Source organism: Chloroflexota bacterium (assembly GCA_020850535.1).
Lineage (GTDB): Bacteria > Chloroflexota > UBA6077 > UBA6077 > JACCZL01 > JADZEM01.
Genome location: JADZEM010000143.1, coordinates 41,394 through 53,899, shown reverse-complemented (window position 1 = coordinate 53,899; position 12,506 = coordinate 41,394). Strand labels below are relative to the sequence as shown.

Genomic DNA, 12,506 nt, shown 5'->3' with positions numbered 1-12,506 from the left:
AGGCGGCTCTCGAATGAAGAGGTACAGAGTTCCCGCCGGTGTTACGATCTTCGACGTCGCTCGCGGAGAATTCCAGAACGTCGCTCATAACCCGCCGTTCGGGAATTCTGGGACGAGCTGGCTCTCATGCTCCTTGTGTCGAATACGGCGGCCCAGATGCCCTGGTGAGCGGGCGTCGCGCGTGAGACGCGCCCACGCCGGAACCTGGCGGCCTAGACATGCTGCCGTGCCGCCCGTAGACTTCTCTTCCGAACGACCGGCAGTCGCGGAGGGCGGGCGGCAGGGTGGACTGGGCAACGATCTGCACACGGTTGCAGCAGGATGCCAACGACCAGGCGGCCTGGGATGCGCTGGTCGTGCGGGTGCGGGCGCTGGCGTACGGGAAGCTGAGCGGCCGTCCGCCGGACCTGATCGAGGACGCGGTGGCCGATGTGTGCGCTGGCGTCGTGCTGGACATCGAGAGCGCGCGCAGCCCGCAGACGTTCAAGGGGTTCGTCATCGGCAAGTATCTGAACGTCTCGAAGGGGGTCCTGCGGACGGTGGGCGAGAGCCGCGTGCCGCTCGACGCCGCCCCCGAGCTGGCCGCCCCGGGCGCGCCCGAGAGCGCGGACGATCTCCGCTTCGTGGTGCTGGATCGCTGCCTGGAGGGGTTGCCGGCCCGTGACCGCCAGGCGGTCGAGCTGCGCTACTTCTCGGAGGCGAAGGCCGAGCAGATCGCCCAGGTTCTGCGGGTCAGCGAGGTCAACGCGCGCCGCATCGTCTTCAACGGCGTGAACCGGCTGCGAAAGTGCGCGCAGGCGGCGGTTGGGCCGCTGCGCTCGGATCGGACAGGATAGGACGATGGCCGACGACTATCGCGTCAGACCGTCTGTGGCCGCCCGTGCACGCCTGCTCCAAGCTGTTGAGGCCGTACCGGTCGTCCACGTTGTGGATGCGGGGACGCTCGGAGAGTATGCCCAGCTCTTGCTGGAGCGCGGCCGCCCAGACGCCGACCGACAGCTGCCGGAGGTCGCGGTGCACCTGGAGAGTGGCTGCTCCTCCTGTGCGGACGATCTCGGGGCACTGGTGGCGCTGCTGTCAGAGGACGACGGGCCAGGGCCGGGCGGCAGATCGACTGGCGGGCCAGGGCCGGGTGGCGGTCCCGGCGGCGGCCCCGGCCTCACCGAGATAGGACCGGGGCCGGGGCCGCGCCCAACGCCCGAGGACAGGCCGGACGCCCGGCCACGGACCACCCTCGACTCAGGCTTTCACGTCGGCAGCCTGCCCGATCCGGTCCTGGCCGAGGCTGAGGCGGATCGCCGGCGACAGCTCCGGATCTGGCGCGAGCGGCTGCTGATCGCAGCGGCAGCCGCCGTGCTGCTGATGGGCCTGAGCCTGATCGGCATGGCGTACCTGTCGCGCGGACAACCACAGGAGACGCCGCGCCTGGAGCTTGCCCCGACCGGCCCCGCGCCGAGGCAGACGGCCCCCGGACAGCCCGGGACAGCTGCGCCGGGCGCCGCTGGCGGCCAACCCTCGGCCACCGGGGTGGCCGCCCCGGCCGGCAACGCCTGCCCGCCGACCCACCCGCTCAAGGGCAACCGCGCCAGCATGATCTACCACGCGCCCGGCGGCTTCTTCTACGACGCCACGGCCCCGGAGATCTGCTTCGCACAGCCAGCGGACGCCGAAGCCGCCGGCTACCGTCGCAGCCAGCGCTGATCGTGGCGCGAGCGGTCGGGGAACACCGACGAACATGCCATCGGCCTGTCGCGGTGATGATACGAGTCTGCACCTCGCAGCAGCCCATGCTACGATGTCCGACCACTCGGGCTGCCCGCCCCGGACTCGGCGACGATCTCCAGAGGCGGCTCGACTGCGAGGAATGACCGTGGTGAACATCCGACCCAACCGTATCAAGCAGAAGCTCGCCGCCGGCGAGGCCGTGACCATCCTGGCCGGCGCTGCCGATGCCGACACCATCGATTCGTGGGGGCCGATTGGCGCGGACGGCATCTGGCTCGAAGGCGAGCACGGCCCCGTCGACTTCGGCGACATCTCGGACCTGACCCGAGCCTGCGACCTCTGGGGCATGACCTCGGTCCTGCGCCTCCACCAGAACGAGTACGGCGTCATCTACCGCGCGCTCGACCGTGGCGCGCAGGCGCTGGTGATGCCGCACGTCAACAACAAGGCAGAGGTCGAGCACTTCGTCAACGCCGCGAAGTTCGCGCCCATCGGCAAGCGCGGCCTGTTCGTCAGCCGCCAGGGCTACGGCGTCCCGGACTACGTGAAGATCGCCAACGATCACACGGCGCTGATCGTGCTGATCGAGGACATCGCGTCGGTCAACAAACTGGACGAGATCCTGACCGTCGATCACATCGACGTCTTCTTCGTCGCGCCGTCGGACCTCGCGGCCTCGCTCGGGCACATCGGCAACATCACCCATCCCGAGGTGCTCTCGACCATCGACAACGCGCTCAAGAAGATCGTGGCGTCCGGTCGGACGGCCGGCACGCTGGCGACGAGCGCGAACATCGAGCATTACGCCAGCCTCGGCGTGAAGTGCTTCATGACCGGCGTCCAGCCGTGGATCGCGGCCGGCGCGAAGGACTTCATGGCGAAGGCCTCCGGCAAGAAGTAGGCGCCGGGCGGGGCGGTCCGTCGACCTTCAGGCCGGCGACCGCCTCGATCTGGCGGCCGGCACGGCCCACGCGGCCGTCGTCGGGCCGCACGGCGTCGTCTGCCTGGAAGCCACGAGATAGGTAGGTTACGGGTCAGAAGGCAGGGGAGCGGGGAAGGCCGAGCGGTACGCGAACAACCCTGGTGCGCCGCCCGTGTGCACGAACACGATGTGCTGGTCTGCACGCCAGTCCACCACCGCGCAGTGCGCGCCGAACAGCCGATCCAGGAAGACGAAACCCGAAACCCAGAACCAGCAACCCCACCCTACAGATCGTCGAGGGGGCGCGAAAGGCCAGCTGGCCCCCGTCGTTCTGGGCGGCGGGCGCGGGCGCGCGCCCGCGTGAGCAGGCCATCCGGATCGGGCGCGAAGATGTCCTCGGCGGTCCCGCGCGTCAGCCACCACTCGCCAGCCTCGATCTCGCGTTCGAGCATCACCGCCGCCCAGACCGTCAGCCCGACGTACAGACGCGCCCGCCCGATGCGTCGCTCGAACGGCTCATGGTGCTCCCCGAGCGCCACCAGCCCGACCCCCGGCACCGGGAACGGCCGCCGCTGTGCCTGATCGAGGTGAAACCACTCCAGGCCGTCCTGGTCCGTGATCTCGGCCAGGACGACCGGGTCGTGCCCGACCGGGCCGCCCCAGTAGGCCGGGGCCGTGAAGTCCGGCAGGAACAGCGCCGCCCGCGCCGCCTCGTCCAGCGCCACATTCTCCGTCGGCCGGTTCAGCACCAGCCCGGTGATCGTCCAGGCCGGCTCGCGGTCCACGATCATCACCACCGTCCGGCCGAACGTCGGATCGGCGTCCTCGGACGGCGGCGCGACCAGCAGGGTGCCCAGCGAGAGATCGAGGCTCACGACACCCTCAGGCCGGCCGAGGGGCCGGGGCGTACGCCTTCCCGGCCTCAACCCAGGCGTCGTAGCCGGCCGCCACGCCGCTCGCCAGCCGCTCCGCGAACTCGGCCTTCGCCTGCTCCACGAGCGCAGGGTTGGCGAAGAAGTCGGCGGCCGTCTGCGCCATCGTCAGCGCGCCATCGATGCAGGCCCGGTCGCCGTCCGGCGAGCCGGCCGCCGCCGTAAACTCCAGCGTGTGATTGGGGACGCTCGGCGGCGAGATCGAGAGGTACGCGTGGATGGCCGGCATGATCTGGCTGATGTCACCCATGTCCGTCGAGCCCATCCGCTGGTTCGGCTTCGGCTCGTCTACCGTGCGCCCGGTGGCCCGCAGATGCGTCGCGAAGAGATCCGCGATGACGTTGTTTGGCACCATGTTGCTGTATCCACGCGTCTCCGTCCACTCGAGCCGCGCGCCCGTGCTCAGCGCGCCGGCCTCGGCGGCCTGCCGCACCATCTCCATGAGCCGCCGCTGATAGGCGCGGTCCCGCGCCCGCACGCTGAAGCGTGCCGCTGCCCGGTCGGGAATGATGTTCACGGCCTTGCCGCCATCCGTAATGATGCCGTGGACACGGGCGTCTTCGCGCATGTGCAGGCGGCGCGCGTTCAGGTTCACGAACGTCTGGATGACGGCTTCCAGGGCGTTGATGCCGAGATCCGGAGCGCCGGCCGCGTGCGCCGCCCGCCCGTGAAACACGACCTCGACGCGGCTGTTTGCCAGCGAGCCGCGCCGCACCATGTTTGTCTGGGATGGGTGCAACATGTAGGCCAGGTCTACGTCCTTGAAGACGCCGGCCTCGGCCAGCAGGATCTTGCCGCCGCCGCCCTCCTCGGCCGGCGTCCCGACGATGAGCAGCGTGCCGGGGAACTTCAGGCCGGCCCGTGCGAACGCCAGCCCGGCCCCCAGAGCGCTGGTGGCGATGACGTTGTGACCGCAGGCGTGCCCGATGCCCGGCAGGGCGTCGTACTCCGCGAGGATGGCGACAGTGGGGCCGGGCTCGCCGCCGCGGTATTCGGCGCGGAACGCCGTGGGCAGGCCGCCGGCTTCGCGCGTGACCGTGAAGCCACCTGCCTCCAGCTCGTCGGCCAGCCGCGCGCAGGCCCGGTGCTCGCGGAACGCCAGCTCCGGGTTGGCATGGATGTCGTGGCTGGTCTCCAGCAGTTGCGGCGTCAGCTCCGCCACGGCGGCACGGATACGCGCGTCCCAGTCTTCACGTGCATTGGCTCGGTCAATCGCCATGCGCGGTCATCCTCTCTCGTCGCCAGCGCTGCCCGACGCTGCTGCGTGTGAGCATGATGGCGTCTGTGAGGGGGCGCGCGCACGTCAGCGTCAGCGGCTAGCTCGGGGCGACGGGCTGGCGGCGCTCGACGGCGGCGGGCAGGTCGGAGGATGGCCGAGCCTGCGCGGACGATCCCTCAGTACGAGGCAGCGAGATGGTCACCGTCGTGCCCTGGCCGAGCGTGCTGGCGATCTCGATGGTCCCGCCGTGCGCCTCGACGATGGCGCTGGCGATGGCCAGCCCCAACCCCGAGCCGCCCGTCGAGCGTGCCCGCGAGGCGTCACCCCGAACGAAGCGGTCCATAACCCGAGGCAGCAGGTCGGGTGCGATGCCCGAGCCGGTGTCCGAGACGGTCACGATCGCCTTGCCGTCGTCGGTGGTGAGGCCCAGGACGATCTGCCCGCCAGCCGACGTGAAGCGGATCGCATTGGCGGTCAGGTTGAGCAGCACCTGCTTGAGGCGGTCGGCGTCGGCGATGACCGTGGCCGGCCGCTCGACCTCGACGGCGATCTCCTGGCCCTTTGCCAACACGTCCGTCTGGATCGCCACCTCGCTGAGCAGGGCCGGCAGGTCGACCGGGCCAGGGTGCAGCGGCTGCTCGGCGTCCAGCCGCGAGAGCGTCAACAAGTCGGCCACCAGCCGGCTGAGCCGGTCGATCTCCCGGCTCATCGTGTCGAGCATCCGGCGGACCGTGTTCGGATCGCCCCGGTCGGCCCCCATCTGGAGCATCTCGACCATCCCGCCGAGGGCCGTCAGCGGCGTTCGCAGCTCGTGGGCGGCGTCCGCCACGAACTGCCGCTGCGAGGCGACCATCCCGGCCAGCCGGTCCAGCATCGTGTCCAGCGCGATGCCCAGCGCACCGATCTCGTCGTGCTTGGTCGGGCGCAGCCGCTCGTCCAGTTGGCCGGCCTCGATGGCCCGGGCCACGTGGATGACACGGTCCAGCGGGCGCAACGCCTCGCGGGTCGCCCGCAGCCCGAGCGTGCCGCCGACGACGACGGCGATCACCACCACGGCGACCAGCGCCCAGAGCAGGCGCCCCTGCACGGCGTCGACCAGCTCCAGCGAGCGCGCCAGCACGACGGTCCCGACCACGCCGTCCTCAGGGCTCGGCATCGGCACGATCAGCAGCAGCACGCGCCGAGACTCCTGTCGCACGATCATGGTGCGCTCAGCGCCGGGGCGCCCGGCATCCTGCGTCAGCATCGCCGGCGGCGGGGCCGGCCACGGCTCCTGATCCTCTTCGACGCGGGTCTGCTCGACGAGGTTGCCGTCCAGGTCGAAGATGAGCGCGCCGCTGTCCGGCCCGCTCAGACGACGGACCACCAGCGCGGCGATACGCGGCAGGCTGAACGGGGGCGGCGGCGGGCGCAGCCCGACCTCATCCGGTGGCGGGCGGCGATCCTCAAAGACACCCCGCGCCTTGTCGCGCAGGTTGTCGGCGGCGATGCCCACCAGCGCGCCGTCCATCTGGGCCAGGAACACGATGCTCAACGTCACCAGCGTGACGGCGTGCACGCCGACGTTGAGCATCGTCAACTGCCAGCGGATCGGCCAGTTACGGGGGTTGAGGCTCGCCAGGAAAACCACGGCTAGCTCGGGCCGCCCGAGAGCGCGTATCCGACTCCCCGCACCGTGCGGATCAGCTTCCGATCGGTATCGCTGAGCTTGTCGCGCAGGGCGCTCACATGAACCTCGATCAGGTTGCCGTCGCCCAGGTAGTCGGTGCCCCAGACCCGGTCCAGCAGCACGTCGCGCGTCATCACCTGGCGCGGGTGGAGCATGAACACTTCGAGCAGATCCAGCTCGCGGGGGGTCAGGTGGACGGGGCGACCGTCGAGGAAGACCTCGCGCGTGTCGCGGTTCAACTCGAGCGCCCCGAAGCGCAGCACCCGCTCGACGGAGCTGGTGCGCCGCCGCAGGACGGCCCGCACGCGGGCCAACAGCTCCTTGAACTTGAACGGCTTGGGGAGGTAGTCATCAGCGCCCGCTTCCAGCCCCTCGACACGCTCATCCACGTCGCCGCGCGCCGTCAGCATGATGATCGGCACGTCGCTGGCCTGGCGGATACGCCGGCAGACGTCGAGACCGTCCAGGCCGGGCAGGTTCAGATCGAGCAGGATCAGGTCAGGCCGGCGCGCGCTGAACGACGAGATCGCGGCCAGCCCGTCGCGGGCCAGCTCGACCTCGAAGCCTTCGTACTTCAGGCCCAGCTCGACAAAGTCGAGGATGGCATCCTCGTCGTCGACGACGAGGATACGGGGTGTCCCATTCGCGCCGGTTGATCCTGTGACCATCGCGTCCTCAACATCAGGATACCGTGTCGGGACAGCCGATGGAGCAGGTGGCGAGGCTGGTGTGGGCGATGCGGCCGGACGCTGGGGCGCTCCGGTGCGCCACGGGAGCCGTATCGTGAGGGGCATCGTCGGGATCCTGGCGCGGGCTGCGCGCCGTCTCCTTCGATGATGCCGCGCGTGGCTGAGGCTTCAAGCTGAGAAAGCTTGAGATTTGCTGAAGATGCGGCGCGACGAAACGGCTCCGACTCGGCGCGCCGCCAGCCTCGGGGCCGCCTGCACGGAGGCGGCGCTCAGGCGGCCGAGGGCGCTGCCAGCTCGTCGTCGGCATCCCGCGCAATGGTCATGATGCGCGTCGCCAGCACCAGATCCTGCACCATCGCGTACTGCCGCGGGGAGAGCGACAACCGAAGCTTGCGGTCGATGCGCTCGGCTGCGAGGGCCACATCCTGCACGAAATCGCCGGTCTGACCAGTGCCGCCCGTCGGAGCGGTGTGGGACGCGGGCGCGATCGTCGTTGCCGGAGCCATGGTCGTCACCTCTGTTGCACGTGTTTCGGGCGCGTCGAACGCCCGAGATGTTGGGGGTCTTCCCCCGCCGGCAGTGCGGCTCACCCGTCCAGAATGCACGGCGCGTGCCATGCCCTGGCGGAGCGTGCCTGCCTTGCACGTGCTCAGTCCCTGCCAGCCGGCAGACGTTACACCCGACGTGAGGCCGCGGGACCGCTGCAGCCCGCGCGACGCGCGTGCTGGAGGTACGAGGCTAGCGGCGCGAGCGCTCCAGGTCGAGGCTCTGACCGGCCGGCGTCTCCTTGACGATCACCCGCTTGATGCCCTGGAGCTGCGCGACGTGACGCGCGGCGGAGTCCAGGCTCTGGGCCGCCCCGAAAAGCATGTCCCGCAGGTGGGCGGGGAGATCGTCGCGCTCCTGGAGCAACTCCACGAGGCCCACCGCAACGGCCAGATCGTTGTTCAGCAGGTGGGCGATCTCGCGCGCGGCCAGTTGCACGCCCTCAAGCCGCGCCTCGTCGCGGGCGCGGCTCTCCAGCACGCCGACCGCGCCCGCCGGCACCATCTGCGAATCCAGCAGGCCCTCGACCGCCGGATGCTGCACGATGACGCCAGTCCGACCCGGCAGGTCGAAGCTGTGGCGTGCCGATGGGGCTTTGCGTGGAAGTGCCACCGGAGTCCTCCACCCTGACGCAGCCGCATGCACCACCGAGACTGCATCTGACGGGGTCATGCTACCGGCTGCCCCGACACGATGGCGCTACAACGACGCCACAATCAAGCGAAGCCGCGCCTCGTGACCACGCTGTGAGGGCGACGGAAGAGCGCAGCACACCATGTGGCGTGAGGACTGCTCCCCGGAAGCTGGCCTGAGTGACCCGGGCTCGAGTGGTCTTAGCCCGAGTGGTCAAGGTCGAGCGACGGTCCGGCCGGCGTCTCGTGCGTCACGACCCGCTGGACGCGCTGCAGCCGTTCGACGTGGGCGGTCGCGGCGCTGATACCCGCGAGCGCCCGCTCGACAAGGTCGTGGAGGGCCGGCGGCAGATCCTCGCAGTGACGGAGCAGATCGAGCGCCCCGACCGAGACGGCCAGGTCGTTGTTGAGCAGGTGGGCGATCTCGCGCGCGGCAAGGCGCACGCCATCCAGGCGCGCAGCAGCCACCACGTCGCATGTCACGGGTGGCGCTGGGGCGACGGCGTCGGTGACGGCGTCGGCGGGCCAGGAGAGCGTTTGCGGTCCTGGCGGCTGCTCGCCGTACGGAAGTCCCTCGTCCTGCACCGATCCCGCTCCTCGCAGCTTCAGACGTGCTCTCCGACGCGCCCGATCCCATCCGTAGTCACTGACCATCTTTGGGATGGCGGCTACCTCGAATGAATGAGTACGCGGACTGAAGCCCGAGGGCAGTATCCCAGGCACGCGCGGGCGCGTATGCCTGACAGCCGACATTTCAGATGTCGGCTGGCCGACACTTGTCTTTGTCTCAGCAAGGCCGAGGCGTTGGAGGCCTCGTCGTAGCCCTGGCTTAGGCGATCAGGCCCAGCAGCGCCGAGATGTACAGCCGAGATGTACAACGGTGCAATCGCGGCGGTGAAGACGGCGACAGCCGCCATCGACAGGCTGGACATCGCCCCAGCGGACTCGCCCTCCAGGAGCGCGGCGGCCGTCCCCTGGCCGTGGGAGGTCGTGCCGAGCGCGATGCCGCGCGCCAGCGGATCGGTGACGCCGAATCGGGTCAGCAGCATCGGCCCGAACATGGCCCCGATGGTGCCGGTCACGATGGCGAAGACAGCTACGAGCGATGGGCCAGTTCCGCGCGGTGGTGAGGGAAGCGATCATGGAATCGCACCTCTCCTGGTCAAGCATCGGACGGTCGTGGCGCTACGTCATTGCCGCGCTGAGTCGCACAACTGAATCTAGATGCCAGTATCCCAGGAGTCTGTTTCGAGTACTGCTGGCAAGCCAATAGCCCGGATGTCGGCCAGCCGACATCCGGGCACGGAACCAGTGCCGCCAGCGGTCAGGTACCATGTCGGGTACCCGTCGGGGTCGCGGTCGTCTCACAACGCTGCCCCCGCAGTACTGGAAGAGGCAGCAGGCATGGCTATCAACATTGAAGACCTTCGGCAGCGCGCCCGCCGGCGGCTTCCGCGCGCCGTGTTCGACTTCGTGGACGGCGGCGGCGAGGATGAGTGGAGCGTCCGCGAGAACCGCGCGGCGTTCGAGCGGATCACGTTCCGGCCGCGCGTCCTCGTGGATGTCTCGCAGCGGGACCAGACCACCACCGTCCTCGGGCAGGAGCTGTCCACGCCCGTCGTCTGCTCTCCGACCGGCATGCCCGGCCTGCTCTGGCCGCGCGGCGAGATCGAGGCGGCGAAGGCTGCCGCCAGGGTTGGCTCGATCTACACGCTGGCGACGCGCGCCACCTGCTCCATCGAAGAGGTCGCCGAGGCCGCCAACGGGCGCGTCTGGTTCCAGGTCTACGTCTGGCGCGACCGCGAGGTGACGAAGCGGCTGGTGGAACGGGCGGCGGCAGTCGGTGCGAAGGCGATGTTCCTGACCGTGGACGTGCAGGTCGTCAGCCAGCGTGAGCGCGACCTGCGGAACGGCTTCACCGTGCCGCCGAAGATCACCGTCAAGAACGCGCTCGACACGGTGCGTCGGGTGGACTGGATCCGTCGCGTGCTCGGCGGCCCCAAAATCACGGATCGCAACTTCCTGGGCCTCAGCGAGCGGGCTGGCGGCGACGATCTGGTGCGGCTCGGCGGCTATGTGACCAGCCTGCACGACTCGTCGGTGAGCTGGGAGGATTTCCGCTGGTTCCGCTCGCTCTGGAAGGGGCCGCTGATCATCAAGGGCATCACCACCGTCGAGGATGCCCGCATGGCTGTAGACCAGGGTGCCGATGGCATCGTGGTCTCGAACCACGGCGGCCGGCAGCTCGACTACATGGACGCCTCGATCGACGTGCTGCCGGAGATCGCCGACGCCGTCGGCAACCGCACCGAGATCCTGCTCGACAGCGGCGTGCGGCGCGGGACGGACGTCGTCAAGGCCCTGGCGCTCGGGGCGAAGGCGTGCATGGTCGGACGGCCGTACCTGTGGGGCCTGGCGTCCGGTGGGCAGCCCGGCGTCGAGCGGGCGCTGACGATCCTCCAGACCGAGGTCGACCGCACGCTGGCGCTGATCGGCCGCCCGACGCTGGCGGACCTGGACCGAACGGCGGTGCGCTGGCCGGGCAGCCGGCCAGCAGCGCTGGAGGCCAGCCCGGCCCGGTAGAGGCTGCTACGACAGCGCAGGAGCGGCTGAGCCAGGAGCGGCTGAGCCAGGAGCGGCTGAGCGTCCCCGAGCTGCCGTGAACGGGTTCAGTCCGAAGCGTTCACCGGTGTGACTTCCGAATCGCTGTCATGGCTCCAGGGTATCGGAAGAAGGTCCAGTCCGAAGCGTTCACCGGTGTGACCGATGGCGGTTTCACAGAAATGTGCGCGAGTTCCCTGTCATCCTGAGCCTGCGAAGGATCTCACCCGCTGACGCGAGCGTTGACGGTCAACGGGTGAGATCCTTCACTTCACTCGCAGGCTCGTTCCGTTCAGGATGACAGGGTGTGTTGCACGCGCGGCGCTCCGCTCCCTCGCACAGGGAGCGGAGGCCGGGGATGGGCGCTCTTCCCGGCGTTACGCCGCCGGGAAGCTGATCACCCGGTGCGCGAGGTCGCGCGCGACAATCGCGCCGACCTCGTCTGGCTGGCCCTTGTCCAGCGGCTTGAGCGTCCGCGCGGCATCCCCGAACGAGGCCAGATACGGCACGCTCAGGTCAACCGGCCGCTCCAGCCGCCGCGCCACCACATCCGACTTGAGACCGCGTGACGACGTGTTGTTCAGCATCAGCCGGGTCTGCTCGGGCTTGACGCCCAGCCGCCTGAGCATGGCGAGGCAGTTGGCCGTCGCCTCCAACGCCACCAGTCGTGGGGCGGTCACCACGCAGACCGTGGTGGCCTCCGGCAGCGCCGCCAGCGTCGCTTCGGAGAGCCAGGACGCCGTGTCCACGATCACGACATCGGAGCGCTCAAGCTCCTGTTCGATGGTCCAGCGGACCAGCAGCCCGCCGACCGTCGCGGAGTGCTCCGGCTGGTCGCAGCCCACCACCACCTTGACGCCGCTCTGATGCTCCAGCGTGATCTCGCGGAGCGCGTCGAGGTTGATGTGATCGTCGGCCGCGAGATCGGCCAGGGTGCGCTCGGTGTGCAGCCCGAGCATGCGGGCGGCGTTGCCGTAGGCGAGGTCGAGATCCACCAGCGAGACCGACTTGCCCGCCTCCGTCGCCAGGGCCACCGCCATGTTGACGGCCAGGGTGGTCGTCCCGACGCCGCCCTTGCCGTGCATGAACACCACCACCTGCTTGGCCGGCGGCTCCGGCGCAGCGACCGTCTCGACAGCAGCCGGCACGGCAGCGTGTGAGACGCGCCGCAGCAGCGACTCGACCTTGGCGGCCAGGATCCGCATCTCAATCGGCTTCGGAACGTACTCGTCCGCGCCCTCGGCGTAGCCGGCCAGGATCTCGTCGGTCTGCACTTTGGCCGAGAGCATGATGATCGGCAGGCTCTCGTGGCGAGGGTCGGCCCGCAGCCGGCGAGTCAGCTCGACGCCGTCCACGTTCGGCATGTTGACGTCGGTGATGACGAGGTCGGGCCGCTCGCGCTCCAGGAAGTTGAGCGCCTCCTGGCCGTCCACCGCCGTCTGGACGAGGTAGCCGCGCCGCGTCAGGAACGAGCTGAGCAGGCGACGAATCTGCTCCTCGTCGTCCACGAAGAGGATCTTCTGCTGGTCCATTCTCGATGCTCCTTGTCGCGGCGCCGCCGCGCTGGGCCC

At 69.8% G+C, this 12,506-nt stretch carries 13 protein-coding genes; 4 read left to right on the top strand and 9 right to left on the bottom strand.

Annotated elements, in window-relative coordinates:
• The first annotated feature begins 284 nt into the window (after positions 1-284).
• The 3 genes from IT306_21615 to IT306_21605 all read left to right on the top strand — a co-directional run bounded on the left by IT306_21615 (position 285) and on the right by IT306_21605 (position 2,626).
• The gene (locus IT306_21615) at positions 285-836 is read left to right on the top strand and encodes a sigma-70 family RNA polymerase sigma factor (protein MCC7371027.1); all 552 of its coding nucleotides are present in this window, start codon (positions 285-287) and stop codon (positions 834-836) included.
• A 4-nt stretch (positions 837-840) separates the two neighbouring features.
• Complete coding sequence (locus tag IT306_21610; GenBank protein ID MCC7371026.1) at positions 841-1,701, top strand: hypothetical protein; 861 nt, start codon at positions 841-843, stop codon at positions 1,699-1,701.
• 172 nt (positions 1,702-1,873) lie between these two features.
• Entirely contained in the window at positions 1,874-2,626 is a 753-nt protein-coding gene (locus IT306_21605) for a hypothetical protein (protein ID MCC7371025.1), read from the top strand.
• 305 nt (positions 2,627-2,931) lie between these two features.
• On the opposite strand, the gene IT306_21600 is transcribed toward IT306_21605, so the two are convergent.
• The 8 genes from IT306_21600 to IT306_21565 all read right to left on the bottom strand — a co-directional run bounded on the left by IT306_21600 (position 2,932) and on the right by IT306_21565 (position 9,416).
• Positions 2,932-3,522: a YqgE/AlgH family protein gene (locus tag IT306_21600; protein ID MCC7371024.1), complete on the bottom strand. Its 591-nt coding sequence runs from the start codon at positions 3,520-3,522 to the stop codon at positions 2,932-2,934.
• Positions 3,523-3,529: 7 nt separating this feature from the next.
• A complete protein-coding gene (locus IT306_21595) occupies positions 3,530-4,798 on the bottom strand; it encodes a M20 family metallopeptidase (protein ID MCC7371023.1) in 1,269 nt (422 codons plus the stop codon).
• A gap of 97 nt (positions 4,799-4,895) precedes the next feature.
• Positions 4,896-6,428 (bottom strand): HAMP domain-containing protein, encoded by a 1,533-nt coding sequence (locus IT306_21590; GenBank protein ID MCC7371022.1) that lies wholly within the window; start codon positions 6,426-6,428, stop codon positions 4,896-4,898.
• A gap of 2 nt (positions 6,429-6,430) precedes the next feature.
• Positions 6,431-7,135: a response regulator transcription factor gene (locus IT306_21585; GenBank protein ID MCC7371021.1), complete on the bottom strand. Its 705-nt coding sequence runs from the start codon at positions 7,133-7,135 to the stop codon at positions 6,431-6,433.
• Positions 7,136-7,425: 290 nt separating this feature from the next.
• Complete coding sequence (locus IT306_21580) at positions 7,426-7,662, bottom strand: hypothetical protein (protein ID MCC7371020.1); 237 nt, start codon at positions 7,660-7,662, stop codon at positions 7,426-7,428.
• Positions 7,663-7,894: 232 nt separating this feature from the next.
• Entirely contained in the window at positions 7,895-8,314 is a 420-nt protein-coding gene (locus IT306_21575) for a hypothetical protein (GenBank protein ID MCC7371019.1), read from the bottom strand.
• Between the two features lie 221 nt (positions 8,315-8,535).
• Positions 8,536-8,919 (bottom strand): hypothetical protein, encoded by a 384-nt coding sequence (locus IT306_21570; GenBank protein MCC7371018.1) that lies wholly within the window; start codon positions 8,917-8,919, stop codon positions 8,536-8,538.
• Positions 8,920-9,002: 83 nt separating this feature from the next.
• Entirely contained in the window at positions 9,003-9,416 is a 414-nt protein-coding gene (locus tag IT306_21565) for an LrgB family protein (GenBank protein ID MCC7371017.1), read from the bottom strand.
• Between the two features lie 322 nt (positions 9,417-9,738).
• On the opposite strand from IT306_21565, the gene IT306_21560 reads away from it, so the two are divergent.
• Positions 9,739-10,917, top strand: coding sequence for an alpha-hydroxy-acid oxidizing protein (locus IT306_21560; protein ID MCC7371016.1), 1,179 nt, complete (start codon positions 9,739-9,741; stop codon positions 10,915-10,917).
• A 395-nt stretch (positions 10,918-11,312) separates the two neighbouring features.
• On the opposite strand, the gene IT306_21555 is transcribed toward IT306_21560, so the two are convergent.
• Positions 11,313-12,467 carry a response regulator gene (locus IT306_21555; protein MCC7371015.1) on the bottom strand — a complete coding sequence of 385 codons (1,155 nt, stop codon included), beginning with the start codon at positions 12,465-12,467 and terminating at the stop codon, positions 11,313-11,315.
• Between the last annotated feature and the right edge of the window lie 39 nt (positions 12,468-12,506).

What these genes read in the sequence shown, in the direction of transcription:
- IT306_21555 (MCC7371015.1), bottom strand. Translation starts at nt 12,467, where the DNA reads ATGGACCAGCAGAAGATCCTCTTCGTGGACGACGAGGAGCAGATTCGT.
- IT306_21560 (MCC7371016.1), top strand. Translation starts at nt 9,739, where the DNA reads ATGGCTATCAACATTGAAGACCTTCGGCAGCGCGCCCGCCGGCGGCTT.
- IT306_21595 (MCC7371023.1), bottom strand. Translation starts at nt 4,798, where the DNA reads ATGGCGATTGACCGAGCCAATGCACGTGAAGACTGGGACGCGCGTATC.
- IT306_21580 (MCC7371020.1), bottom strand. Translation starts at nt 7,662, where the DNA reads ATGGCTCCGGCAACGACGATCGCGCCCGCGTCCCACACCGCTCCGACG.
- IT306_21610 (MCC7371026.1), top strand. Translation starts at nt 841, where the DNA reads ATGGCCGACGACTATCGCGTCAGACCGTCTGTGGCCGCCCGTGCACGC.
- IT306_21585 (MCC7371021.1), bottom strand. Translation starts at nt 7,135, where the DNA reads ATGGTCACAGGATCAACCGGCGCGAATGGGACACCCCGTATCCTCGTC.